28 protein-coding genes and 1 rRNA gene are annotated in these 25,229 nt (G+C 44.0%); 21 read left to right on the forward strand and 8 right to left on the reverse strand.

Annotated elements, in window-relative coordinates; genetic code table 11:
- Positions 1 to 124: 124 nt before the first annotated feature.
- The 4 genes from FTU90_RS11475 (at position 125) to FTU90_RS11490 (ending at position 5,445) form a co-directional block, all read left to right on the forward strand.
- The gene (locus FTU90_RS11475) at positions 125 to 1,135 is read left to right on the forward strand and encodes an AraC family transcriptional regulator (RefSeq protein WP_005169495.1); all 1,011 of its coding nucleotides are present in this window, start codon (positions 125 to 127) and stop codon (positions 1,133 to 1,135) included.
- A 170-nt stretch (positions 1,136 to 1,305) separates the two neighbouring features.
- Positions 1,306 to 2,511, forward strand: a complete 1,206-nt coding sequence (locus tag FTU90_RS11480) for an acetyl-CoA C-acetyltransferase (RefSeq protein WP_180072695.1) — start codon at positions 1,306 to 1,308, stop codon at positions 2,509 to 2,511.
- 296 nt (positions 2,512 to 2,807) lie between these two features.
- Positions 2,808 to 4,943: a 3-hydroxyacyl-CoA dehydrogenase NAD-binding domain-containing protein gene (locus tag FTU90_RS11485; protein ID WP_180072697.1), complete on the forward strand. Its 2,136-nt coding sequence runs from the start codon at positions 2,808 to 2,810 to the stop codon at positions 4,941 to 4,943.
- A gap of 160 nt (positions 4,944 to 5,103) precedes the next feature.
- Positions 5,104 to 5,445, forward strand: a complete 342-nt coding sequence (locus FTU90_RS11490; RefSeq protein ID WP_034608399.1) for a hypothetical protein — start codon at positions 5,104 to 5,106, stop codon at positions 5,443 to 5,445.
- A 70-nt stretch (positions 5,446 to 5,515) separates the two neighbouring features.
- Here FTU90_RS11490 and FTU90_RS11495 read toward each other — a convergent pair whose 3' ends face one another.
- Positions 5,516 to 5,947 (reverse strand): GNAT family N-acetyltransferase, encoded by a 432-nt coding sequence (locus FTU90_RS11495; protein ID WP_180072699.1) that lies wholly within the window; start codon positions 5,945 to 5,947, stop codon positions 5,516 to 5,518.
- Positions 5,941 to 7,164 carry an SAM-dependent methyltransferase gene (locus FTU90_RS11500; protein WP_180072701.1) on the reverse strand — a complete coding sequence of 408 codons (1,224 nt, stop codon included), beginning with the start codon at positions 7,162 to 7,164 and terminating at the stop codon, positions 5,941 to 5,943. Before FTU90_RS11500 ends, FTU90_RS11495 begins: the two co-directional genes overlap by 7 nt.
- Positions 7,165 to 7,267: 103 nt before the next feature.
- Here FTU90_RS11500 and FTU90_RS11505 point away from each other — a divergent pair, with 103 nt between their 5' ends.
- The 3 genes from FTU90_RS11505 to FTU90_RS11515 all read left to right on the forward strand — a co-directional run bounded on the left by FTU90_RS11505 (position 7,268) and on the right by FTU90_RS11515 (position 9,894).
- Entirely contained in the window at positions 7,268 to 7,912 is a 645-nt protein-coding gene (locus FTU90_RS11505; protein WP_005169481.1) for a hemolysin III family protein, read from the forward strand.
- Between the two features lie 142 nt (positions 7,913 to 8,054).
- Positions 8,055 to 9,362: an MFS transporter gene (locus FTU90_RS11510; protein WP_074383499.1), complete on the forward strand. Its 1,308-nt coding sequence runs from the start codon at positions 8,055 to 8,057 to the stop codon at positions 9,360 to 9,362.
- Positions 9,363 to 9,492: 130 nt separating this feature from the next.
- Positions 9,493 to 9,894, forward strand: coding sequence for a hypothetical protein (locus FTU90_RS11515; RefSeq protein ID WP_100357973.1), 402 nt, complete (start codon positions 9,493 to 9,495; stop codon positions 9,892 to 9,894).
- 24 nt (positions 9,895 to 9,918) lie between these two features.
- Here FTU90_RS11515 and FTU90_RS11520 read toward each other — a convergent pair whose 3' ends face one another.
- The gene (locus tag FTU90_RS11520) at positions 9,919 to 10,929 is read right to left on the reverse strand and encodes a metallophosphoesterase (protein WP_159138925.1); all 1,011 of its coding nucleotides are present in this window, start codon (positions 10,927 to 10,929) and stop codon (positions 9,919 to 9,921) included.
- Between the two features lie 101 nt (positions 10,930 to 11,030).
- Between FTU90_RS11520 and FTU90_RS11525 the strand changes: the two genes are divergently transcribed.
- On the forward strand, positions 11,031 to 12,665 hold the full coding sequence (locus FTU90_RS11525) for a phospholipase D family protein (protein ID WP_100535391.1): 1,635 nt from the start codon (positions 11,031 to 11,033) through the stop codon (positions 12,663 to 12,665).
- 294 nt (positions 12,666 to 12,959) lie between these two features.
- Here the strand turns inward: FTU90_RS11525 and FTU90_RS11530 are convergent, their stop codons facing one another.
- Positions 12,960 to 13,766: a 1-acyl-sn-glycerol-3-phosphate acyltransferase gene (locus tag FTU90_RS11530; protein ID WP_005098020.1), complete on the reverse strand. Its 807-nt coding sequence runs from the start codon at positions 13,764 to 13,766 to the stop codon at positions 12,960 to 12,962.
- 189 nt (positions 13,767 to 13,955) lie between these two features.
- Here FTU90_RS11530 and FTU90_RS16145 point away from each other — a divergent pair, with 189 nt between their 5' ends.
- The 8 genes from FTU90_RS16145 (at position 13,956) to FTU90_RS11565 (ending at position 18,868) form a co-directional block, all read left to right on the forward strand.
- Entirely contained in the window at positions 13,956 to 14,087 is a 132-nt protein-coding gene (locus FTU90_RS16145; RefSeq protein WP_005098021.1) for a hypothetical protein, read from the forward strand.
- A 77-nt stretch (positions 14,088 to 14,164) separates the two neighbouring features.
- Entirely contained in the window at positions 14,165 to 15,505 is a 1,341-nt protein-coding gene (gene hflX, locus FTU90_RS11535) for a ribosome rescue GTPase HflX (RefSeq protein WP_005098022.1), read from the forward strand.
- A 35-nt stretch (positions 15,506 to 15,540) separates the two neighbouring features.
- On the forward strand, positions 15,541 to 15,912 hold the full coding sequence (locus FTU90_RS11540; protein ID WP_005098027.1) for a hypothetical protein: 372 nt from the start codon (positions 15,541 to 15,543) through the stop codon (positions 15,910 to 15,912).
- Positions 15,913 to 15,921: 9 nt separating this feature from the next.
- Positions 15,922 to 16,596: an LrgB family protein gene (locus tag FTU90_RS11545; RefSeq protein ID WP_005098028.1), complete on the forward strand. Its 675-nt coding sequence runs from the start codon at positions 15,922 to 15,924 to the stop codon at positions 16,594 to 16,596.
- Between the two features lie 86 nt (positions 16,597 to 16,682).
- Complete coding sequence (locus tag FTU90_RS11550) at positions 16,683 to 17,129, forward strand: DUF2147 domain-containing protein (RefSeq protein WP_005098029.1); 447 nt, start codon at positions 16,683 to 16,685, stop codon at positions 17,127 to 17,129.
- A 183-nt stretch (positions 17,130 to 17,312) separates the two neighbouring features.
- Entirely contained in the window at positions 17,313 to 17,762 is a 450-nt protein-coding gene (locus tag FTU90_RS11555) for a DUF2147 domain-containing protein (protein ID WP_005098031.1), read from the forward strand.
- 61 nt (positions 17,763 to 17,823) lie between these two features.
- Positions 17,824 to 18,273, forward strand: coding sequence for a DUF2147 domain-containing protein (locus FTU90_RS11560; protein ID WP_005098033.1), 450 nt, complete (start codon positions 17,824 to 17,826; stop codon positions 18,271 to 18,273).
- 148 nt (positions 18,274 to 18,421) lie between these two features.
- On the forward strand, positions 18,422 to 18,868 hold the full coding sequence (locus FTU90_RS11565) for a DUF2147 domain-containing protein (protein ID WP_005098035.1): 447 nt from the start codon (positions 18,422 to 18,424) through the stop codon (positions 18,866 to 18,868).
- Positions 18,869 to 18,921: 53 nt separating this feature from the next.
- Here FTU90_RS11565 and FTU90_RS11570 read toward each other — a convergent pair whose 3' ends face one another.
- From FTU90_RS11570 to pdxA, 3 genes are read right to left on the reverse strand one after another with little or no spacing between them, the layout of a single operon-like run.
- A complete protein-coding gene (locus FTU90_RS11570; RefSeq protein ID WP_005169457.1) occupies positions 18,922 to 19,767 on the reverse strand; it encodes a symmetrical bis(5'-nucleosyl)-tetraphosphatase in 846 nt (281 codons plus the stop codon).
- 6 nt (positions 19,768 to 19,773) lie between these two features.
- Positions 19,774 to 20,586 (reverse strand): 16S rRNA (adenine(1518)-N(6)/adenine(1519)-N(6))-dimethyltransferase RsmA, encoded by an 813-nt coding sequence (rsmA, locus tag FTU90_RS11575; RefSeq protein WP_005169455.1) that lies wholly within the window; start codon positions 20,584 to 20,586, stop codon positions 19,774 to 19,776.
- A gap of 33 nt (positions 20,587 to 20,619) precedes the next feature.
- Positions 20,620 to 21,588, reverse strand: a complete 969-nt coding sequence (gene pdxA, locus FTU90_RS11580) for a 4-hydroxythreonine-4-phosphate dehydrogenase PdxA (RefSeq protein WP_074383506.1) — start codon at positions 21,586 to 21,588, stop codon at positions 20,620 to 20,622.
- Positions 21,589 to 21,893: 305 nt separating this feature from the next.
- On the opposite strand from pdxA, the gene rplM reads away from it, so the two are divergent.
- The 5 genes from rplM to FTU90_RS11605 all read left to right on the forward strand — a co-directional run bounded on the left by rplM (position 21,894) and on the right by FTU90_RS11605 (position 24,817).
- Positions 21,894 to 22,322, forward strand: coding sequence for a 50S ribosomal protein L13 (rplM, locus tag FTU90_RS11585; protein WP_004281682.1), 429 nt, complete (start codon positions 21,894 to 21,896; stop codon positions 22,320 to 22,322).
- Positions 22,323 to 22,335: 13 nt separating this feature from the next.
- Positions 22,336 to 22,722 carry a 30S ribosomal protein S9 gene (gene rpsI / locus FTU90_RS11590; RefSeq protein WP_005007735.1) on the forward strand — a complete coding sequence of 129 codons (387 nt, stop codon included), beginning with the start codon at positions 22,336 to 22,338 and terminating at the stop codon, positions 22,720 to 22,722.
- A gap of 336 nt (positions 22,723 to 23,058) precedes the next feature.
- On the forward strand, positions 23,059 to 23,712 hold the full coding sequence (locus FTU90_RS11595) for a glutathione S-transferase N-terminal domain-containing protein (RefSeq protein WP_005169445.1): 654 nt from the start codon (positions 23,059 to 23,061) through the stop codon (positions 23,710 to 23,712).
- 9 nt (positions 23,713 to 23,721) lie between these two features.
- Complete coding sequence (locus FTU90_RS11600; RefSeq protein WP_005098047.1) at positions 23,722 to 24,150, forward strand: ClpXP protease specificity-enhancing factor; 429 nt, start codon at positions 23,722 to 23,724, stop codon at positions 24,148 to 24,150.
- 19 nt (positions 24,151 to 24,169) lie between these two features.
- The gene (locus FTU90_RS11605; protein WP_180072703.1) at positions 24,170 to 24,817 is read left to right on the forward strand and encodes a hypothetical protein; all 648 of its coding nucleotides are present in this window, start codon (positions 24,170 to 24,172) and stop codon (positions 24,815 to 24,817) included.
- A gap of 293 nt (positions 24,818 to 25,110) precedes the next feature.
- Here the strand turns inward: FTU90_RS11605 and rrf are convergent.
- Positions 25,111 to 25,225 (reverse strand): 5S ribosomal RNA (rrf, locus tag FTU90_RS11610).
- Between the last annotated feature and the right edge of the window lie 4 nt (positions 25,226 to 25,229).

Raw genomic sequence — 25,229 nt, forward strand, 5'->3', positions numbered from 1 at the left:
ATAGTTTCGGCAATCTAATATGTAAGAAAATGGCAAAGGTGTTCTTGTAAATTGCCATTGCTTTATTATTTTTCGTCATTTAGGTCAAATATTAGTGAACATTAAAGAGACTGAAGGATTAAACATGAGTCGTGATACGATCAGTATCCATTTCGTCAATGCAGCCTTATCTGGCGTCAAGCGCTTAGGCATGGATGTCGATACTTTATTGTCTCACGTCGGAATTGAAGCAGAACTGCTGCATCAACCTAAAGCCCGTATTTCACCTGAACAATATACCCGCTTTATTAAAATGTTATGGATGGTGACCCAGGACGAGCATGTTGGCTTTGACAAACAGCAACGCCGATTGGGCACTTTTGCCATCATGTGTCAGCTCATCATTCATGCCAAAACCTTAGGTGATGCACTGGAACTTTCTTCGCAGTTCTATAAACTCTTCGGTGATGACTGGTCGGTGACCCTGGAACGTGACAAACACGAAGCACGTCTGGTGCCCCTCATTCCAAATGCGATGGATCCGGATCATTTTATTACCGAAAGCATGCTGATGATCTGGCATGGTCTGGCATCTTGGCTGATTGAACGTCGTTTACCGCTGGAACGTGTGCATTTTAGCTATCCACGTCCAGCCCATGCCGATGAATATGATGCCCTGTTCTTTGCGCCGGTAATGCAGTTCGACATGCCACGCACCGAAATCACCTTTGCTGCGGACTATCTGGACCTGCCGATCCGTCAGAATGAAGAAACCTTAGAGGAATTCTTGAAAGCTGCGCCTGCTCAGCTCTTGGTGAAGTTTAAAAATACCAACTCGCTGACCTCAAGAATCCGTGATGTATTGAAGAGCCAGATTGGCGAAGAAATGCCGACATTAAACGATGTCGCGTCAATGCTGTATTTATCTCCTCAAACCTTGCGCCGCCGTCTGGCAGCCGAAGGTAAAAGCTATCAAGGCGTGAAAGATGCCCTGCGCCGTGATGCCGCGATTCATCTGTTATTGAATCCAGATCTAACCCTCGAAGATGTCGCGCAGCAGGTCGGTTTCAGTGAAACCAGTACCTTCCATCGTGCCTTCAAGAAATGGACCGGTGTAACCCCAGGTCTATATCGCCAGTTGCATGGTTATCATTAATTAAAATTCTGGATATCCTCTTCTCCAGCCCAGGTTTCCAGACCTGGGCTTTTTTTATTGGCAAAAATCATCAAATGATCTGGTCCGTTCTCGTCATTGCACTTCAAAATTTAAGTATTACACTCGAGTCATTAGAATAATTTTCAGCAAATTAATAAAAGGGACATGCTATGAGCGAGGCATATATTATCGACGCCATTCGCACGCCACGCGGAAAAGGTAAAAAAGATGGATCTTTACATCAAGTCAAACCCATTTCATTACTGACTGGCTTGCTTAACGAACTTCAGGCACGTCATCAATTTGATACATCAAAAGTCGATGATATTGTGCTGGGTTGTGTCACTCCGATTGGTGATCAAGGCGCCGATATTGCCAAAACCGCGGCGATCGCAGCGGGTTGGGACAATGATGTCGCCGGTGTACAAATCAACCGTTTCTGTGCTTCCGGTCTGGAAGCTGTCAATCTGGCTGCACAAAAAATCCGTTCTGGCTGGGAAGATCTGGTCGTTGCAGGCGGCGTCGAATCCATGTCCCGCGTGCCGATGGGTTCCGATGGCGGCCCTTGGGCACTGGATCCTGAAACCAATATGGCCTGTGATTTTATTCCGCAAGGTATTGGCGCGGACTTGATTGCCACGATTGACGGTTATAGCCGCACCGACATAGACCAGTTTGCCGAGCAATCCCAGAAGAAAGCCGCTGCCGCACAAGCCAATGGTTATTTCAACGCTTCTGTTATCCCGGTCAAAGACAAGGCCGGTGTGGTGATTCTGGACAAAGACGAATTTATCAAACCGACCACAACTGCTGAAGGCTTAGGCAAACTCAATCCTAGTTTCGCGACCATGGGACAGATGGGCTTTGATGCCATCGCCCTACAAAAATATCCTGAAGTTGGCACGGTGAATCATGTGCATCATGCCGGGAATTCTTCCGGAATCGTCGATGGTGCAGCCGTAGTTCTCATCGCATCAGAACAAGCGATCAAAGAACAAGGTTTAAAACCGCGTGCCAAAGTACTGGCCACGGCGCTGGTCGGGGCTGATCCTACCATTATGCTGACCGGCCCTGCCCCGGCAGCACGTAAAGCTTTGGCTAAAGCTGGCTTGACGATTGATGATATTGACCTGTTTGAAGTCAATGAAGCTTTTGCTGCGGTGGTGATGCGATTTATTAGCGAACTCAATGTTGATCCAGCGAAAGTGAATGTGAATGGTGGTGCAATCGCTATGGGTCATCCATTGGGCGCAACAGGCGCGATGATTCTGGGAACTTTACTGGATGAGTTAGAACGCCAAGGCAAAAAACGTGGACTAGCCACACTGTGTGTCGGTGGCGGTATGGGCATCGCCACCATTATTGAATTGGTTTAACTCAAATATTTAAAGTGTTTGATTCACGTTTTAGTCATATGCAACCTGAGCAAAACCAAAGCACTGCTTTGGTTTTAGCGCAAGATCATTGTTTTACAAAATTAATAGATTTTGCGTATGACAATGGTTTTGCCTACTTTTGCTAAATGAGAAATACATTTCGTAAGGCAGGTCGAACTGAAGCTTAAACCAAGAATTTAGATGAATTTGGAAAGGCTCCGGAATAAGGAAAATTTCTAAAATCTAATCAGGATATTAATGCCAAATTCATCCCATTATGATCTGGATAAAAATTTATGAGCGCAATTCAATATCAAAAAACTGAAGATAATATCGTCATTCTGACCTTTGATTCTCCAAACCAGTCTGCCAATACCATGAATGCAGATTTTCGTAGCGCTTTGGCTGAAACCGTAGAAAAACTCAAAGCTGATGAAAATATTACTGGCATCATTTTCCGGTCTGCGAAAAAAACCTTCTTTGCCGGTGGCGATCTGGATGAACTGATTCAAGCTACACCTGAACATGCGACTGAATTCTTCAACATGATTGAAGAGATGAAAGCACAGATGCGTTATATCGAAACCCGCGGCATTCCGGTTGTGGCTGCACTAAATGGCACAGCACTGGGCGGTGGCTGGGAGATTGCTCTGTGTGCCCATCATCGTATTGCCTTGAATGACCCTAAAAGCAAGTTTGGCCTGCCTGAAGTCACACTGGGTTTACTACCCGGTGGCGGTGGTATTGTCCGTAGCGTGCGCCTGCTCGGCCTGCAAAATGCCTTTCCCTTGTTGATGGAAGGCAAACAGTTGGGTGTAGAGAAAGCCCGATCTTTAGGGCTGATTCACGATGTGGCAGACAATACCGATGAACTCTTAGACAAAGCCATTGTCTGGATCAAAGCCAATCCGAAGTCACAACAGCCTTTTGATGTAAAAGGCTACAAAATTCCGGGTGGTAGTCCTTCAACGCCAGCAGTTGCACAGATGCTGGCGATTGCCCCAGCGATGCTGCGTGATAAAACCAAAGGTTGCTATCCTGCACCTGAAGCAATCATGTCGGCAGCGGTAGAAGGTGCTCAGGTCGATGTCGATACGGCGCTGACCATTGAATCGCGTTACTTTACTTATCTGGCCACCGGTCAGATTTCTAAAAATATGATCGCTACTTTTTGGCATGGATTGAATGCGATCAAATCCGGTGCCTGCCGTCCCCAAAAGATTGCGAAATGGAAAGCCACTAAAATTGGCATTCTGGGCGCAGGCATGATGGGCGCAGGCATTGCTTATGTGACTGCCAGCAAAGGCATTCAGGTTATTTTAAAAGACATTTCGATTGAAGCGGCTGAAAAAGGTAAAGCTTATAGCCAGAAACTGCTGGATAAAAAAGTAGCTCAAGGACGTTTATCTGCTGATCAACGAGATCAGGTTTTAAGCCTGATTCAAGCGACTGCATCCAATCAAAATCTGGCCGGTTGTGACCTGATCATTGAAGCGGTGTTTGAAAATCCCGCACTGAAAGCTCAAGTCACACAAGAAGCAGAACAGTATCTTGCCAGTCATGGCGTGATGGCATCAAATACTTCGACCCTGCCTATTACAGATTTAGCTCAGGCTTCAAAAAATGATCAAAACTTTATCGGTCTGCATTTCTTTAGTCCGGTCGATAAAATGCAGCTGGTCGAAATTATCAAGGGTCAAAATACTTCAGCAGAAACACTGGCCAAAGCCTTTGATTTTGTCCAGCAGATTGGCAAATTACCGATTGTGGTAAATGACAGCCGTGGCTTCTTTACCAGTCGTGTCTTTGGTACGTTCGTTCAAGAAGGTTTGCGCCTGCTGGCAGAAGGCGTGCATCCGGCACGGATTGAAATGGCCGCACTCAAAGCCGGTATGCCAGTCGGGCCTTTGGCCATTCAGGATGAAGTGTCCTTGACCCTCTCCGAACATGTGGCCAATGAAAGATACAAAGCCTTAGAAGCACAAGGTCAGACCATCACCAAATCACCCGCAGATGAAGTTATTCACAGTATGATTCATGAGTTTAACCGCAAAGGTAAGGCTGCCGGGGCAGGTTTTTATGATTATCCAGAAAATGGTAAAAAGCAGCTCTGGACGGGTCTCAACCACTGGAAAAAAGAGGTTGATCTTTCTGAACAGGAAATGATAGATCGTTTGCTGTTTGTGCAGGCACTGGATACCGTGCGCTGTCTGGAAGAAGGCGTGCTGGAGTCTGTGGTCGATGCCAATGTCGGTTCCATTTTTGGCATTGGCTTTGCAGCCTGGACGGGTGGCGCGGTGCAATTCTTAAATCAGTATGGTCTGGCCAAGGCGCTGACCCGTGCCAAGGTACTCGAAAATAAGTATGGTGAACGCTTCAAAGCACCGCAACTCCTGAAAGACCGGGCAGCAGAAGGCCAGCCAATTCAATAATTTTGAGCTCTAAATAAAAAGAGGAACTGAGTTGCTCTTTTTATTTTCCGGATCTAGCTGAATCACTGGATACACTCGTCTAATGACAGATTTTGATCTGCTTTTTGATCAATTTATGTTATAAAGTTACATAAGTTTGATATCCACGTGGGTAAGACCTATGACTGATCACAGTTCACCTGAAAAATCCCCTTGGGGTTGGAAAGCACTTATTATCTTCTGTATTTTAGGTGGATTATTCATGTTTATTTTTTGGCTTGCGGTGACGAATGAACCGGATTACATGCCAAGCCAGCAAAATAAACAGACGACCCAGCAGCATGCTTTTAAAAATGCACCGACCATGTCTCCTGAAGCAATTGCGAAGGCTCAAGCAGATCGTGAGGCACGTGCGACTGCCAATACGGCTCATTCCGATACAACAGCGAATGAACATAATATGTCAACTGAAGAACATGCCAACATGGAGAGTGCCGAGCATAGCTCAGCGCATGGCCACTGATCTTGATTCAGTAAGGGCGTAAAAAAGCGAGGTCAATGCCTCGCTTTTTTGTATCTCAATAACTAAAAAATTAAAGCTTTAAATACATATCAATATGCGGGATGCCGCAATCCAGATAGTCTTCGCCCTGAACCTTAAAACCCAATGCCTGATAAAAACCGATGGCATGTACTTGCGAAGACAGTTTTAAATCTTTTCGATGATCTGCTTTGGCATAATCGATAATCGCCTGCATCAATTGCTGCCCGATTTTCAAGCCACGATGTGACTTTAACACTGCAACACGACCTACACTGTTATTCGCCAGCAATCTTGCAGTGGCTATCACATGACCCTTTTCATAGACCACAAAATGGATGGAAATGGCATCTTGCTCATCCCATTCCTCTTCAGCGGCAATATTCTGCTCTTGAATAAACACGGCTTCGCGAATGGGTTTGGCATGCTTCGCTAAATCCTCCCAACCACCCGAAACAATTTTAAACTCTGAATCCTTTAGCATTTAGAACCAATCCCCTGCTGATCCCACTGATTATTCAATAACAATTCCAGTGAATGTTTTTGGATAGCGTACATTTCTTTCAAGTCCTGAATCTGTTTCAAGACCTCCTGATCGGGTTGTTGGTAATCTTTGCGTTTCGTCGCCAGAATCATTTTATTTTTACTGGTATGTTCCAGTGCCACAAACTCAAAAACTTTGGTTTCATAACCATAGGCTTTCAGCAATAACGCACGAATGGTATCGGTCAGCATTTCTGCCTGTTGACCGGCATGAATACCAAATTGCAGCATCGGACTCAGCACTTTTGGCGCCTGTAACTGTGGGCGCAATTCCTTATGGCAACATGGCGCACACATGATCATCTGTGCATTCAGGCGAATACCGCTGTGAATCGCAAAATCCGTTGCCACATCACAGGCATGCAAAGCGATCATTACATCCAGGCGTTTCGGTGCATAAGTACGCACATCGCCCTGAAAAAAGTCGAGCTGATCAAAGTCAGATTGTTGCGCGACCTTTTGGCAGAACTCGACCATTTTCGGATTCAGTTCCACCCCTGTAACCCACGGCGTCTCACCATGTTTTTGCATATAGTCATATAAAGCACAGGTCAGATAGCCTTTACTGGAGCCAAAATCCACCACACGCAGACCTTCGACTTGTGGCTTGAGCTGCGCCAATGCACCCGAAAAAATCTCGACAAATTTATTAATCTGTTTCCATTTACGCGCCATGCTCGGAATGATCTGCGCGTTATGATCGCTAATGCCGAGATGCTGTAAAAAGATGCTGTCCTGATCAACATAACGTTGTTTAATCCGGTCATGACCCTGTTCAGCGGACTTGACCTGAAGCGTCGAGTTTTTGTTTTTAGTACGGGTCAACATGGCTTTTTTCTTGTTTTTTTTCAGCTGTAATTCTTCATCTAGCGTCATTAAATTGGCTTGCTTGCAACATGCTAATAATACTGTCACCTGTGCCAGTGCATCCGCTAAAGGATAGTTTTTGGTGACATCCTGAGTTTTATGGCGATACAAACAGCTCAGTACTTTTTGCCCATTTAATGAAATGACTCGCAAGGTCATTTTCTCTAAATCCTGCAGTTCACCTTTATACTGGCTTAAGATCAGACGATCAAATTGATCACTTTCAACAGCTTGCTGAAATACATCTAAAAACTGCTGTTCTTGGTCTGAGAGAGTTGCCAACGTTGACATAGATAAAACCTGAAATGAATTGCCCCTCAAGTTTAAATCTTCTTAACCTAAAAGCAAAATTGAATTACTATACAAATGTATATTTTAAAGAAGAATGACAATCATGCAGAATGCGCCGCTGGTTCCAGATTATGATCACACTGAGGAACGAATTAATTATATCAGTCATGCTGTGGGTGCTGGACTATCGGTAATTGCTGGTATTCTTTTGATTATTAAAGGGTCTTATCTCAGTACTGGACAATGGATTGGACTTTGGGTCTATGCGCTGAGCATGATCTTGCTGTTCTCTGCGTCCATGCTCTATCACATGGCCACCGCAGCAGACCGTCGTTATTTTTATAAAAAAGTTGATCATACTGCAATTTATTATTTAATCGCCGGAACCTATACGCCTTTCCTGTCAATTGCCATTCCAACAGCCAAAGCCCAGTATTTATTGATTGCACTCTGGGTGATCGCCCTCATTGGTACACTGTTCAAGTTCGTTTTCATTCATCGTTTCCAGAAAATTTCTTTGGCGGCTTATCTGGCCATGGGCTGGCTGGCGCTGCTGGTGATGGATGATATGCAACAATATCTCAGTGCTCAATCTTTGACCTTTCTGATCATTGGCGGATTGGCTTATACCGTAGGTGCATTGTTTTACGCTTTAAAAAGAGTAAGATATACCCACGCTATCTGGCACATATTTGTATTGATAGGCGCAGGATCACATTTTCTGTCTATCTATCTTTACGTGATTTAATCATCTTCTTTTTCATTTCAGTGACCCTGAGCGAGTTAAAGCGAGAAGATTGCAGTTGTTTTTTTAAAAAATTACGCCTTTTTTAAAAAGATTACGCTTTTAAAACTAAGCTTTTTTATTTTTAGTAAGTGTAAGGTTCTTCATGGCGTCGTCTAATTCTGCTGCTCAGCCAGCACAAAATTCAAAATTTCGCGTTTTAACCGCGAGCTTGGTCGGTACTACAATCGAGTTCTTCGATTTTTATATCTATGCCACTGCTGCTGTCATTATTTTTCCATATCTGTTCTTCCCTGCAAGTACAGATCCGATGACTGCCACCATTCAGTCGCTGGCCACTTTCGCCATTGCTTTTATTGCCCGCCCGATTGGTGCGGCACTCTTTGGTCATTTGGGTGACCGGATCGGGCGAAAAGCCACATTGGTCGCTGCCTTGCTGACCATGGGTATTTCCACCGTTGCGATTGGCCTCTTGCCCACTTATGCGCAAATCGGGATTGCTGCACCACTCTTGCTTGCACTCTGTCGTTTAGGTCAGGGCTTGGGGCTGGGTGGTGAATGGTCAGGTGCAGTACTTCTTGCCACCGAGAATGCACCTGAAGGTAAACGTGCCTGGTATGGCATGTTCCCGCAACTGGGTGCTCCAATCGGCTTTATTCTGGCAACAGGTTCTTTCCTGACGTTGGGCGCTTTCATGTCTGAGGCTGACTTTATGGCTTGGGGCTGGCGTATTCCATTTATCTCAAGTGCCTTGCTGGTGATTGTCGGTTTATGGATTCGTTTAAAACTGCATGAAACCCCGGCATTCCAAAAGGTGCTAGATAAACAAAAAGAAGTGAACATTCCATTTGTTCAAGTCTTCAAAAAACATTCTCGCATGCTGGTACTCGGCACCATCGCTGCAATCTGTACCTTCGTGGTGTTCTACCTCACCACAGTATTTGCATTGCAATGGGGTACTAAACAGCTAGGTTATTCTCGTGAAGAATTCCTGCAATTGCAGTTGGTTGCAACCCTATGTTTTGCTGCCTTTATCCCACTTTCTGCAGTATTGGCCGAGAAATTTGGCCGTAAAACCACCTCGATTGCAGTCTGTGTTATCTCTGCCATCTTCGGGATTTTCTTTGCAGATATGCTGGAATCTGGCAGCACGCTGGTGGTATTCCTGTTCTTGTGTATTGGTCTGGCGATCATGGGCTTAACCTATGGGCCAATCGGTACTGTATTGTCTGAAATATTCCCGACTTCAGTACGTTATACCGGTTCTGCATTGACCTTTAACCTGGCAGGCATCTTTGGTGCATCCTTTGCTCCGCTGATTGCCACCAAACTGGCAACAACTTATGGTCTGTCTGCAGTCGGTTATTACCTGACCGCAGCATCAATCCTGTCACTGATTGCATTTCTGTTGATTCGTGAAACCAAGAATGATGATGTAAATAATCAAATTTAAAGTCTTAGTTTGATTTAAAAGCCAGCATTCGATGCTGGCTTTTTTATGATTTCACAACGAAACTCTGCTACTTATCTCGTTAAATTTGCTCAACAATCAAATGGACTCAACCAGACAATGAGGCAAGGCAATGCAGGAACTTATTGAATCCCTAACCCAGGAACAGTTGGTCAATATTATTATTTTGCTGGAAGATGATAAAAAAATAGAGGCCGTTCGCTATATCACCGAGCACACGACTTTGGATGAAATCCAGGCGCTGCAAGTGATTGAAGAGATTGTCCGTGAGCACGATGTGGTCATGAAAACTGAAAGCACAGGACCGCGCTTTAGTGATGATGCGGGTGAGATTGACCTGGTAACGCCTCCCCTTGAAATTCCGACCCATCCGAGCCTAAATACCCCCACAGAAGCTGAAATCACTGCACGACAATTACGCGAAGACGTCCCAACCCGAAAAATTGAAAATAAAATCTGGATTCTGGCAGCCATTGCAGTGCTGTTATTGATCCTGATCTGGATCATTAGTTAAAGCTGAACAGGACAATATCTCCATTTAGATCAGTTCAATAATATCGATAGTGGGCGGCACTCGAAAACGAAAAGGTACGCCGACCAAACCGGTGCCGACCGTGACAAACACATCTGCATGTTCATGACGGTACATGCCCTTCTTATGCCCCAAAATTGACACTTTTTTCATGACATAATCGGTCAGCCAAGGCAATTCCACCTGTCCGCCGTGGGTATGTCCAGCCAGCATGAGAGGACGTGTCGGCAATTTGGGAATCATATCCACCGTATCGGGATTATGCGACAAAATGACCCAAGGCTTGTCCTGAGGTAAATCTGGCAGACTGCGCATATCGGCTTTACCCGCCCAGAGATCGCCCACACCCAAGAGCCGAAATTCATCAAATTCGACAATTTGCCCTTCAATATCCATGACCTGATTGACTTGCAGTGCATAACGCAGCAGTTCCTGAATCGGTGGTCCCGGATATTGCTCGTCATGATTGCCATTGACGGAATAGACTGGGGCATGAATTTCTTTTAAAACTGCCAGTTCTTGTGCCAGTTTATTTTCCGGCTCATAAGTCCAGTCTCCGGCCACCACCACCAAATCGGGTTGAACATGATTTAACTTATGCACAATTTGTCGCAACTGCCGTTCATGACCAGAAAACAGACCGATATGTAAATCTGCAATCAGGGCAATCCGGACGGGTTGCTTTAAGCGTTTATCCGCATTGATCTGATATTGTGTCGTTTTCACTTGAATTAAATGCGGCTCGATAAAGCGTGCATAACTCAAGACGGCGCTGATGAAAAATACAAAAACAGCTTCATGCAAGGAATAATAACCGCTCCATCCGGCATAAATACTGAAGAACACCAGTGGAACCAGTAAATAGGACAGGTAAAAAGCCAACAAATGACAAAATGCTTTAAATGGATGAATGGTCTCGGTACGAGATTGACTCGACCATGCCTGGTACACAGCCCAGATGGCCAGAATGGCCATGCCTAAATAAAAATAAAAAAGTACGGAACTGGTATCCCACATAGATTTGCCTTGTCGAGTCGAGAAGCTGATTACTGGCTTTATATTTATCTTTTCATAGCTGGCAATTATACTCAATTCTAATTTTTCATTCTTCGACTTATATGGCCACTGCTCCCCACGTTCAAGCTCATTCAAAATCTCCCAGCTTTTCATCAATTTACCGCTATAAAGCTGGGATTTTACTGAGCTGTAGCATGATCTTGGGTCTTCCTGCATGCAGTACTTTGCCCAAGCAAACTGAGCAGCCTAGCCAGATGGCATTTGAAACAGATACCTCACAAACCAGTTTGGCGCAAATTGTTGAACCTTTACGTGAACAGAACATCGGCCTGACCGGCTATCGTGTGCTCTATGACCCACTCGAAGCACTGGGTGCGCGTATCCAGCTGATTAAGAAGGCCGAGCGTAGTCTGGATCTACAATATTATATTTGGGACAACGACCGGATTGGCACCCTTGCCCTGCATGCGATTATTCAGGCGGCAGATCGTGGCGTAAAAGTGCGTCTGTTAATGGATGACAATAATGCCAAGAAAATGGAAGGCATTTATCTGGCCTTAAACCAGCATCAGAATATCGATGTCAAACTGTATAATCCCTACCGTTTTCGAAAATATCGTGCCATGGACATGGTGCTGGATTTAAAGCGTATTAATCGCCGCATGCATAATAAAAGTTTTATTGCCGACAACCAGATTGCCCTGATTGGTGGACGCAATATGAGTAACCAGTATTATAATGTCAGTGAAATTTATCAGTTTTCCGATGTCGATGTGATGCTGGTCGGTGCAGCCTCAGATGAAATCATTCATTCCTTCGATGAATACTGGAATGATGATTATGCCTATCCGGTGCAGCAAATTGTCAATCCGCGCCATCATGGCTTACGCTTTCCAAGCCTGAAGCAACAACTGGAAAAGCACAGTCAGGATCAGGCCACACAGAATTATCTGGATCTGGCCAATCGTTCCAGAGCCTTTGACCAATGGCTGGAACAAAACATTCAACTGGATTGGGTCGAAGCCGAAGTGGTCAAAGATCCTCCAAGCAAAATCAAGGCCAAGGCCAAAGCCGAAGAACATCTCAACTTCCAGTTATTACAACATCTGGAAAAACCTGAACAAAGTGTTGATATTGTCTCTGCCTATTTTGTTCCGGAAAAAATTGGCGCAGATCGTTTAAAGAAACTGGCGGATGAAAATATCGAGGTCCGTGTCTTGACCAATTCGTTTAAAGCCAATGATGTTGCCGTGGTACATGCCTTTTATGCCAAATATCGTCAGGATTTATTGGAAAATGATGTGCAGCTATATGAGTTCCTTGCAGCGCCAGATGCCGATCATCTCAATGCCAATACAGCGGAAATTTCCAAAAAAGCCAAAGTCAGCCTGAAAGGTTTAAGCCGCTCCAGCCTGCATGCCAAGCTGATGGCAATCGATCAAAAACAGGTGTTTATTGGTTCTTTTAACTTTGATCCACGTTCTGCCTATCTCAACACTGAAATTGGTGTATTACTGAATAGCCCCTCTTTAGCACAGGCAGTGCACCAAACCATGGATCAGAACTTAAGTAAATATGCCTATAAACTGGTGCTGGATGCCAACCAGAATATTAACTGGAAAATCAAGAAAGCCAATGGAGAGGTTAAAACCTTCACCAAAGAACCCGGAATAAGATGGTACCAAAAAGCTGGGCTCAAACTGGTGTCCTGGTTGCCGATCGAAGGGTTTATGTAAGTGACAAACAGCTTGAGTTGAACTATTTAAAATAGCCTCTTCTTTAACGCTGCCTTCTTCTCATGGATTTGCCCAAGTTTCAGAGATATGAGTGTGGCAAGGATGTCACATATTATCTATCACGACAGGACGTCGTGTATGGCTAATAAAGACTTTTGCCTACTTTGGGTCTGTCAAAAGTAGAGTTTTGCCAACACAAAGCCATTTAAATGTTTAAAGCAAAGATGAGGCTATACACGTCTATTCCCAAGAATAGATATCAAATGCCTAAATTTCTCATCCAGTTGTTTTTTATTAAGTCTTTTCTAGTACACGCGATTGCAACTCCACCAAGCCAGCCTGCATGGTTTGCTGTACCACACGGGTCAGGCTTTCAACAGTGTGCCCCTCAGTCGCGATTGCAGGTAAAGCCACTAAATGTGCAATCACTTGTGGCATTTCCAGTACTTTTTTGACATGGGCTGCAAAACTGATGTCATTGATAAACGGCGCAACCACATCGAGGTCGCCCTGCTGATTCACATAACAAATCAGGCAAATTTGCACAGGACGCTGTGCCTCAATCGCAGCACCCAAAATCCGGCCGTGTACTTTTTTAATGGCTCGCCCATCTGAAGTGGTGGCTTCAGGAAAAAATAATACGGGAATATTCTGTTTTAAAAATCCGGTAATCTGTTCGCGGATACGCACCGAATCACCAGAACCACGTTTGATAAATAAAGTGCCGCCACCTTTGGCCAATTTACCCAGAATTGGCCAGTTTTCAATTTCTGCTTTGGCCAGAAAAAATACGCGTGCCCCTGAACCTAAAACTGCAATATCGAGCCAGGACACATGGTTACTCACCCATAAAGCGGGTTCGCGCGGAATTTCGCCGTGCACCTGGACTTCTATATTGAATACTTTGCACAACTGTCGACAAAAATGTTGCACATAACGGGTATTCGTTGGATTGTTCGGATTTTTGTATAAACCGTGACGGAAAACCAAATAGAACCCTTCACTGATAACAGCCAGTGAAGCTGTTACTTTTCGCGTATAAAGCCAGAATTTTGCCAAGCCATGTCGGTGAGATGTTTGATCTTGTACAGTTGGGTTCATAAAAACGTCACTAAATCCTAAGCTAGATACAGGGAATATCCACGAATTAAACTCATTCTATACTGTTCATTCGCAACATGCATTGATAATAAAAACCGACCAATAAGATCTATATCTTCAATTTTAATTGGATTAATAAATCATTTAGAATAAAAACATCGGAATATTAGATTAAAAAGGATCGCTGCCATGCCAGATCAAACCCAGCCTGCGAATGAAAAGCTTCAGCCTTTACAAGTGCTCAAATATATTTTGGGTGGTACCTGTATCTATGCCGCTGTACTGGTAACACTTGCACAACTGTTTGTCACCGCACTTTAAACCAAAGCCGCGCTAATTCAGTATCTGCCTCGCTCTTTTTCAACTACACTAAAGCTTTCAAGTGGAGATTGGCCTGAGTGGAATATTTAGAACAACATCGGGGGAAAGAACGCGTCATTCTGGTGAGTGTCAGCGTACAAATGCTGGATGACCTTGATGCTGAAGAGTTTAATCTGCTGGCGCAATCTGCAGATGCCGAAATTCTGGAACATATTCATGCTCAACGCGTCAAACCGGATGCCAAATTTTTTATCGGGTCAGGCAAAGCAGAAGAAATCGCCGAACGCGTAAAAGAACTGGACGCCAATCTGGTCATTGTCGATCATGCCCTGACACCGGCCCAGGCCCGTAATCTGGAACAGGTCATCAAGTGCCGTGTGGTCGATCGTACCGAACTGATTTTAGATATTTTCGCCCAGCGTGCCCGTACCTATGAAGGCAAGCTGCAAGTCGAACTGGCACAACTGCAACATTTATCATCCCGCTTAATTCGCAGCCGTGGCAATCTCGACAGCCAAAAAGGCGGCATTGGCTTGCGTGGCCCGGGTGAAACCCTGCTTGAAACTGACCGTCGTTTACTGCGTATTCGCATGGGACAACTGAAAGCCAAAATTGATAAAGTCCGCCAGACCCGAATGCAAGGTCGTATTGCCCGTCAAAAAGCAGCTGTCCCCACTGTGTCTTTGGTCGGTTATACCAATGCCGGCAAATCGACCCTGTTTAACCTGCTGGCCAAGAGTGATGTCTATGCAGCCGATCAGCTTTTTGCCACCTTGGACCCGACTTTAAGACGTCTGGAATGGGATGGCATCGGTAATCTGGTATTGGCAGATACGGTGGGTTTTGTTCGCAATCTTTCCCACTCGCTGGTTGAATCCTTTAAGGCGACCCTGGAAGAAACCGTAGAAGCTACCCTGTTGCTGCATGTCATCGATTCAAGTAGTCCAGAAATGCTGGAGCAGATTGAAGCGGTTGAAAAAGTCTTGAAAGAAATTGGTGCCGATGTTCCGATCCTGCAGGTTTACAATAAAATTGACTGTAGCGGCGATGAGGCCAAAATTATTTATCGACGCCCGGGTGAGCCAGAACGTGTCTATGTTTCAGCACATAGTGGCGAAGGGATCGACCTGCTGCGTAAAGCGGTACATGAAGCCCTGATGGGACAATTGCAATCCTTTGACCTGATTCTGAAACCCGCCTACGGCAAGCTGCGCAACCAGCTTTATGGTTTAAATGTAATCCAGTCAGAACATTATGATGATGAAGGTCAGCTGCATTTACATATTCGGATTGCAGCACAAAAACTGGAGCAGCTGATTAAACAGGCGCATTTACCTTTAGATGAAATTTTGGGAAAACAGGCACAGCAGTTTCAACGTCCACTGGAAGCGTTTGAAATCCGGTCAAAGATCGAGTAAAACTTGATAAGTAAACTTAATAATTGATCATACGAATGAACTGGATAAAACGAATAGACTGGCCAGCATGGATCGGCACCCTGTTACTTATTATTGTCTTTCGGGAAGCATCCGTCTGGCTCATGACCCAGCTGGATCATCCTGAATTGGGCAATCTGGTAGGGTTACTCAGCTTATTGATTGCCCTTTTTACCTGGCGCTATTTCGGTAAACTTCCCGCTCGTCTCGTAGACACCAATAACAAGCTGATGAAGGAAAGCGCCTTTGCTTTCCTGCCTGTCAGTGCAGGTGCACTGATGATGCTGGTCCATATGGGCCAGAAAATTCCGGCATTTTTGTTCATCATGTTTTTCAGCACCCTGATTCCTTTATGGATTTACGCCAAAATGGCCAAGCGCTGGTTATAGGAGTACCGCATGTTATCTATTTTATATGGCTTTGCGGTCACGCTGATGGCCTATCTGATTGCCAAACCCTGTAACCGGATCATCCCGCAAATTCCTGTCATCGTATTTAGCATGTTCTTTGTGCTTGCAATTTTATTTGTGCTCGGGATTCCTTATCAAAATTACATGGATCAAGTGAATCCGCTCTTCAATCATTTACTTGGCTATGTGACCGTCGCCCTGGCCATTCCACTGGCTGCAATGCGCTATGATGACTTACCACTAAAAGCGATTATCGGTATCTTGGTTTTTGCCAGTATCAGTGCTGTCGCCCTACCAATGGGACTTGCATATCTGCTGCATATGTCTTCCGCAGATATTATGGCTTTCGCGACTCGGGCGGTGACGACACCCATTGCGATTAATATCGCCACCTTGCTGGATGCTCCAATCAGTATGGTGATTCTGATTGTGATTCTTTCCGGAGTGATTGGCGCAGCATTTTCACCGTTTATCCTGCGGCATATCAATGATGAACGTGCTTCCGGACTGGCCTTAGGATTGGCAGCACATGCGATTGGTACAGCTCAGGCCTGGCAGCGTGGCAGTGTTGCAGGACGTTATGCCGCTTTCGGTATGGCAGTCAATGCGGTGTTTACTGCCATCTGGCTGCCTACTTTTATACTTTATTTGCAAAAAATGTGACTAGTGAATCATTTTAATTGTTTGTTTTGTGCTTTAATCGTTCCTAATATACAAACATAAAACAATTTTATTCAAGGAACAGAAATATGAAAAAGGTTCAATTATTCTCGGCTTTACTTTTAACCTCTTTCAGCCATCTGGCCTTAGCTTCGGATCTGTCAGGGACATGGCGCAATATCGATGATAAAACCGGTTCACCTAAAGCATTCCTGGAAATTCGCGAAACAGCTACAGGCACTTATACGGCCAAAATTACCAAAATCACGCCGCGCCCGGGCTATACCCCAAAAGAAAATTGTGTCTCTTGTCCTGCACCTTATACCAATAAACCGATTCTTGGACTGGATGTACTGACAGGCCTGAAGCACACCGGCAATAATAACTTTGCTCAAGGCAAACTACTCGATCCATTATCCGGGAATGTGTATAGCACCAAGGCAAAATTAAGCAGTAATGGTAAACGTCTGACTTTACGCGGCTATGTAGGCGTTTCGGCCCTGGGTCGCAGCCAGACCTGGATTAAACAGGATTAATTCATACTCTATTGAATAAAATGTGATGAGTTTAAAATTTAGCAGAGAGAAGCTTGCATTTTCATACATTAAGTTGTATGAATATTGAACATATGCTTTTCTCATGGATTATGAAAGTATAATAAGTAGAATTTACATAATATGTATCAAATGGAATTTGATGCGTTGTCATAAGGATATCGTATGCAGAAAATTGCAATTTTAGGTGTATTTACAGCCTCTATAGTCACCTGCTCCATGGCATTTGCGCAGGAGTTATCGGGTTTCTGGCAACAGATTGACGATAAAACCGGCTCACCTAAAGCACTGATTGAAATGAAAACTCAGGCAGATGGTTCTTATACTGGGAACATTCACAAAGTTACACCGCGACCAGGCTATACGCCACGGGAAAAATGTATAAAGTGCCCACCCCCATATACAGACAAACCGATTTTAGGACTAGAGATCATTAAAGGGCTGAAACCAACCAGCAAGAATAACTATGGACATGGTCAAATACTCGACCCTTTAACTGGCAAAATTTATGATTTAAAAGGGCGGATTTCTGCCAATGGGAAACGACTGACTCTACGTGGATACATTGGGATATCTGCCATCGGCCGTACACAAACCTGGATTCGCCAGGATTAATAAAGCAGCACATTTGTGTTGGAGATATTTTATTTCATCTATAAAAAAAAGGATAAATATAATGAAACAATCTAAATTAGGATTAATATTCATCGCTGCCATGATGACTGGCACTGCGTATGCACAGGACTTAACAGGCACCTGGCAACAAATTGATGACAAAACCGGTTCACCAAAAGCAGTGATTGAAATTCGCCAAAATGATAACGGTACGTTTGCCGGAAAAATTATCAAAGTTACGCCACGTCCGGGCTATACCCCACAGAAAACCTGTAATAAATGTCCTGCTCCCTATACCAATCAACCTATTCTGGGCATGGATGTACTGACTGGCTTAAAACATGTGGAAGGCACCAATAACTATGAAAAAGGCCGTGTGATCGACCCGTTGGCGGGTAAAATTTACGATGCCAGAGTACGTCTGAATGCCAATGGTAAACGTTTAACCTTGCGTGGTTATGTCGGCGTTTCTGCTTTAGGCCGCAGCCAGACCTGGATTCGTCAGGATTAGTATCCAATTCTCAATATTAATAAAAGCTGCCAACTTGTCAGCTTTTTTTAGTACATTAACTCTATAGTATTCAGATAATTATTGACTATTTAATCATAATTCCTAACATGAGGGCGCGATGACAAAAAACTCTCTGGAATGACTCTCTATGTTAAAAAAAATATTACTTGCCGCATTGACCACAGGGTTTAGCATGACCCTTTGGGCGGAAGATATTACTGGAACTTGGCAACAAATTGATGATAAAACGGGAGCTGCCAAAGCGATTATCGTAATTAGCCAAGAGCCTAACGACACTTACTCTGCTAAAATTGTGAAAGTTACCCCGCGTCCGGGCTATACACCACGTGAAAAATGTAATGCCTGCCCTGCTCCCTATACCAATCAGCCCATTTTAGGTATGACAATTATCAAGGGCTTAAAACATGTTAAAGGCACCAATAACTATGAAAAAGGTAAAGTGATTGATCCTTTGGCAGGTAAAATTTATGACGCAAAAATGCGTTTAAACAACACTGGCAAACGTTTAACCCTGCGCGCCAGTGTAGGTGTTTCAGTGCTTGGACGTAACCAGACCTGGATACGTGCAGACTAATAGATAGTTTAAAAAAAGCCACGTGATCACGTGGCTTTTTTTATTGGATTTACTTAGATCACCGGATTATCAACCGCGAACATCTGCTGATCTTCCAGACGGAATGCCATGAGTTGATTGCCCCAGACACAGCCACCATCGACATTTTGAATTCGGTCCGAAATAGTTTTACCATTTAAGGCAGCCCAGTGACCAAACAGAATCTGATGGCTTTGCGCTGCTAATGACTCAAATTCAAACCAGGGTTTAAAGCCTTCCGGCATTGGATCATCTAGCGCATCTTTAAAGCTGTATTCCAGACGCCCCTCTGCATCAGTGAGACGCATCCGGGTCAAATAATTCACGATACAGCGAATACGCTCATGGCCCTTTAGCTGGTCTGACCACAGTGCGGGTTCTTTCCCAAACATCTCTTTCAAAAAATCATCCAGCACATCGAAGTCATCATTAGAAATGATGGCTTCAACTTCTTGTGCCAATTGAGCAGTTTTTTCTGCATTCCAGATATTCGGAATCCCTGCATGGGTCAGAATAGTCTGCTCATTTGGAAATAGACACAGCGGCTGTTTACGCAGCCAGTCAATCAGGTCATCGCTGTCGATGGCATCAATCACATCACGAACATTGTCTTTTTCTTTAATCGGCTTGATGCCGCGGGCATAGGCCAATAAAGTCAAATCATGATTACCCAAGACTGTTGCAGCCGATCCCTGTTCGGCCAGCTTCTTGATAAACCGCAGTGCAGCAATTGAGTTTTCACCTCGTGCCACCAAGTCTCCAGCAAACCAGATAAAGTCCTGATCTGCATCGAAGCGGATTTCTTTGAGCAGAGCTTTCAAGGCCTCAAAACAGCCTTGCACATCGCCAATTACATAATTATATCGAACAGTGCGGTTCATCGTTATTTAAGCCACCATTTGATCTGAAAGTGCAACAAACTGTTCAAGGGTCAGAGTTTCTGGACGTGCCATCGGGTCAACACCCGCTTTTTCAAAACCATCTTCAACCAGCATGCCTTTTAAGCTATTGCGCAAGGTTTTACGACGCTGGGTAAAGACATGAGATACCAGACGTGCCAGCGCTTTTTCATTTTTGGCCACAATCGGCTTGTCTGCATAAGGCTCTAAACGAAATACCGCCGAGGTTACTTTTGGTGGCGGATTGAAAGATCCCGGTGGTACTTCAAACAGGAAAGTCGGTTTGCAGAAATACTGGATCATGACTGACAAACGGCCATATTCCTTAGTATTTGGTAATGCGGTAATCCGATCAACCACTTCTTTTTGCAGCATGAAGTGCATGTCCTGCACTTTGCCACCAAATTCCAAAAGATGAAAAAGCAGGGGAGTAGAAATATTATAGGGCAAGTTACCAACCACGCGCAGCGGACGGCCTTCTTCAAATAATGTTGAATAATCAAAGCGCAGTGCATCGGCTTCAATAATGGTTAAACGTTCTGGATGTGGTACACGACCCGGCAGGCCCGCAGCCAAATCACGGTCAAGTTCGACCACAGTCAATGCATCACATTCACCAATCAAAGGTGAGGTCAATGCGGCCAGACCCGGCCCAATTTCCAGAATGTTCTGACCTGGACGTGGGTTGACTGAGCGTACAATTTTGGCAATGACACGTTGGTCATGTAAGAAGTTTTGACCAAATCGTTTTCGAGCCTGATGCCCTTCTTCTTTTGGGTTTAAGGCATTAATTTGATACATAAAAACATTTCCAACGTGAGTGATGAACAATAATCAGTGGCGCGCCAGATCGAGGGCTAAATCGACAGCAACGTGCAGGCTGGAACTTTTCGCAAGTCCCGTACCCGCAAGGGAGAGTGCTGTGCCATGATCTACAGATGTACGAATAAAGGGTAAGCCGAGGGTAATATTAATGGCTTCACCAAAGCCCTGTGATTTTAACACAGGTAAGCCCTGATCGTGATACATCGCCAGAACCGCATCGGCATCTTTTAAGTTTTCCGGGGTAAATAAAGTATCTGCGGGCAAGCTTAAACTCATATTGATGCCTTGAGCACGGTAGCTTTCAAGTACCGGATTAATCACTTCAATTTCTTCCATACCCAAATAGCCACCCTCGCCTGCATGCGGATTGAGACCGCAGACCAAAATATGTGGATGTTCAATCTTAAATTTGGATTTCAGATCGTGAATCAGAATATCGATGACTTGATGCAAACGCTCTTTGCTAATCGCATCGGCAACGGCACGTAAAGGAAGATGCGTCGTTGCCAAAGCCACACGTAAAGTCTTGGTCGCCAGCATCATCACCACCCGCTCAACGCCTGCAAATTCTTGATAATATTCGGTATGACCGCTGAAATGGATGCCAGCTTCATTCATCACAGACTTTTGCACCGGTGCAGTTGCCACGCCGACACTTTTAGCTGACATGGCATAGTCCGCAGATCGTCGCAGTTGTTCTAATACATAAGCGGCATTGTTCGGGTTCAATTCACCTAATACCACAGGCCGATTGAGTGGCACATGTTCAACATACAGCTGACCTTTTTTTGAAGATGCGTCCTGTCCGGTATATTCAATCAACGCCACAGACAATTTCAATTGATCTGCACGGGCTTTCAGCATATTCAGATCGGCCAATACTATAATCGGACGTTCATCCACACGTTCTGCCAGACTCAGGCAAATATCAGGACCAATTCCGGCAGGTTCTCCGCTGGTGACATATAAAGGCAGCATCATCTTCTCAATTTGGCAAAGCTGAGAAATATTATAACCCGATCATATCCAGGCTGCAGCGATCATTGCAAAGCGTCCTTATAAATCAATATTTTGATACGATTGAAAGGATGGTTACAAATATAGTCATCGTTTTTGCGAGATATTCAGGTTTATGCCTTTCCTTATTTCAGGAGATTAGATAAAATACAGCGCTTGAAATTTCAATTTTCATTTGTGATTCTTCACGTATTCGTTTAGAATCGCGTCTCCTTTAGTTTGGACAGATTCCATAGTCCAAACCAACTATAATAGGTAGTGGTTTAATGAAAACTCTCAGCGCTAAGCCAGCTGAGGTTCAACACGACTGGTACGTTGTTGATGCTTCTGGCAAAACTTTAGGTCGCCTTGCGACTGAAATCGCTCGTCGTTTACGCGGTAAGCACAAGACTTCTTATACTCCTCACGTTGACACTGGCGATTATATCGTTGTAATCAATGCTGAAGAAATCACTGTGACTGGTAAAAAGTCACAAGATAAGAAATACTATCGCCACACTGGTTTCCCTGGTGGTATCCGTGAGACTAACTTTGAAAAGTTAATCGCTCACAAACCAGAAGCAGTTCTAGAAAAAGCTGTTAAAGGTATGTTACCTAAAGGTCCTCTTGGTTATGCAATGATCAAGAAAATGAAAGTGTATGCAGGTACTGAGCATCCACACGCTGCTCAACAGCCACAAGTTTTGGACATCTAAGGGATAACAGCACATGGCTACTAATTATGGTACAGGTCGCCGTAAGACCGCAACTGCACGTGTTTTCCTATCAGCTGGTACTGGTAAACTCGTAATTAACAACCGTACTCTTGAACAGTATTTCGGTCGTGAAACTGCTCGTATGGTGGTTAACCAACCTCTTGAGCTGCTTGAAGCAACTGAGAAATATGACCTTTACATCACTGTTGCTGGTGGTGGTATCGGTGGTCAAGCAGGCGCAATCCGTCACGGTATTACTCGTGCATTGATCGCTTCTGACGAGACTTTAAAACCTGCTCTTCGTCAAGCTGGTTTCGTTACTCGTGATGCTCGTGAAGTTGAACGTAAGAAACTTGGTTTACGTAAAGCTCGTAAACGTCCTCAGTTCTCTAAACGTTAATTCGTTTACCGAACCGGACAAAAAGCCTTGGATTATTCCAAGGCTTTTTTTATAAGTATTCATTTTCAATATTGAAGGATATTTTTGCGGTTATTGTTCATGTATATCTTTTCCCCAGCCCCCGTCATGACACCAGAATGATTTACTCAGATAATAATTTGCCACACCAATAACAATAAATAGCAGGATGATGAGCAGTTTAATAAGCATGCTGTTTTTCTCCAGATATTTTTCTTATAATCTACCTTGGCTCAAGCCGATTGATCTTTGATGCTTGGTGCTTTTTAGGTTGAATTTTAGTATCCTAGTCTATTCATTAGAACTTCATCAGGATTTATGTCAGTCGAAAGCGCGCCTCTTCAAGGAATTACCTTATATAGTCATGCCGATGACTTCCGTTCCCATTGGATTCGCTATGTGCTTGCCGAGAAGCAAATTAAATACAACCTGATTCTGGTAGATACAGATGACGAGGATCTGGCCAGTCTCAATCCTTATAATCAGTTGCCGATGCTGATCGAAAATGAACTCAAATTATTCAATACTTCAATTATTTCTGAATATGTAGATGATCGCTATCGTCAGAATAAACTGTATGCCGATGCGCCGATGCCGCGCGCGGAGCAACGTCAATACATCTGGCGCTTTGAAAATGACTGGCTACAACTGGCCGATATCATGTTACGTCATCCAGACACCCTAGATAAAAAAGCCAAAAACCAGGCACAGAAGCAGTTACAAGATATCCTGACCTCATTGATGCCACTATTCCAGCATTTTCCCTATTTTATGTCTGAACAATTCAGTATTCTGGATTGCATGTTGGCGCCAATTTTTATCCGCCTGAAACAGATGGGCATAGAATTACCGCAGCAGCAATGCCGTCCATTTTATTTATATTGCCAGCGAATTTTCAGTCGTCCTGCCTTTGCAAAATCTATGACATTGCAGGAAAAAAACCGTTATTCAGCACAAATCAAGAACCTGTAGAGAAACATCATGTCCGAACAAGAATTCAACCTTAGCCCTACTCGTCCCTATATGGCACGCGCAATCTATGAGTGGGTTTGCGATAACAATATGACGCCCTACTTGCTGGTCGATGCGACACGTCCAAATACCATGGTTCCTGAGCAGTTTATTAAAGATGGGCAGATTGTGCTGAATATTGTGCCTCATGCGGTACATGCGCTACATATGAGCAATGATGCAATTAGCTTCTCTGCTCGCTTTGGTGGTGTCTCTCGTGATATCTATGTCCCTATGGCAGCCGTACTCGGTATTTACGCACGTGAAAACGGCCAAGGTTTATTCTTTGATCCAAGTGAATATGAACATACACAAACCGATGAAGATGCTTTAAAATCAAGCACTGAAGAAAAACCTGAACAGCCAAAGAAAAAACCAACTTTAAGGTTATTAGATTAAAAAATAATGGAGCAAGTGAATGGCTTTTGATTTAGTACAATATTTTGTTGAACAGATAGAAACTCAAAAGCCTGAGCTTCTAAAAGACCATACGAAAGAAGAAAGACGAAAATATATAACTGAAATTAATGCCTTAACTTTAGGCAAACTGATTACCGAGTGGCGCAACAATCCACAAAAAATTTATAACGAAATTAATCATCCTGATGAATTATATATACTGGAAGTCGTGCGCCACCTGGCCACCCATTCGGAAAACCAGTCCACTCTGGATCGAAACCAACTAGAACAAAGCACCTCGGAAATTTTCCATTTACAGCTCACCGAATTAAAACAGTTACATGATACCGGCAATCACAATATCAACAGCATTCAAGAACTACTCACCGGCCAGATTGAACATTTATCCGGTCAAGCAGATGATTGGGTTTGGACAACAAACAACCTAACAGAACTCAAAGGCTCTAAACCAATTGTACAAGAAGAGCTATCATTGGAGGCATCAATGAAGGAGTTTAATCAAATGGTAAGCCAGAATCATCAGCATCAAGATGTTGAAGACGTCGTTCTTGTAGAAACCCCAAAATGGGCAAAGATTGTTGAACCCATCATCGCCATTGCAATTCTTTGGGTATTAATCGCAGCCGTAATGCGCGTATTTGGTTAAAATGAACTGCAATAAAAAAACCAGCATTTTGCTGGTTTTTTTATTTGCCAAGATTTATAAGATCGGCCTATCAATTATTTTAAAGCAAGCCCAAGATTCAAGATCTCCTATCACTGCTATAAGAACAACCCTCCTAAGAAAGTTTTGATCAGCTTTGAAATATAAATATATTTAAGCACTTCAATAAGTTTGAGAAGCTCTAGTAGTTTCAATATTGCTTATTAAAAGTTCTTAAAAACCCCGCACATAAAAAACCACCCCCTTCGTTAGAAGGGGGTGGTTTAGGAATAATGAGCTGGCGATGACTTACTCTCACATGGGTAACCCCACACTACCATCAGCGCAAAGAGGTTTCACTTCTGAGTTCGGGAAGGGATCAGGTGGTTCACTCTTGCTATTGTCGCCAGCACAA

It is taken from the genome of Acinetobacter sp. YH12200, assembly GCF_013418175.1.
Taxonomy (GTDB): domain Bacteria; phylum Pseudomonadota; class Gammaproteobacteria; order Pseudomonadales; family Moraxellaceae; genus Acinetobacter; species Acinetobacter pseudolwoffii.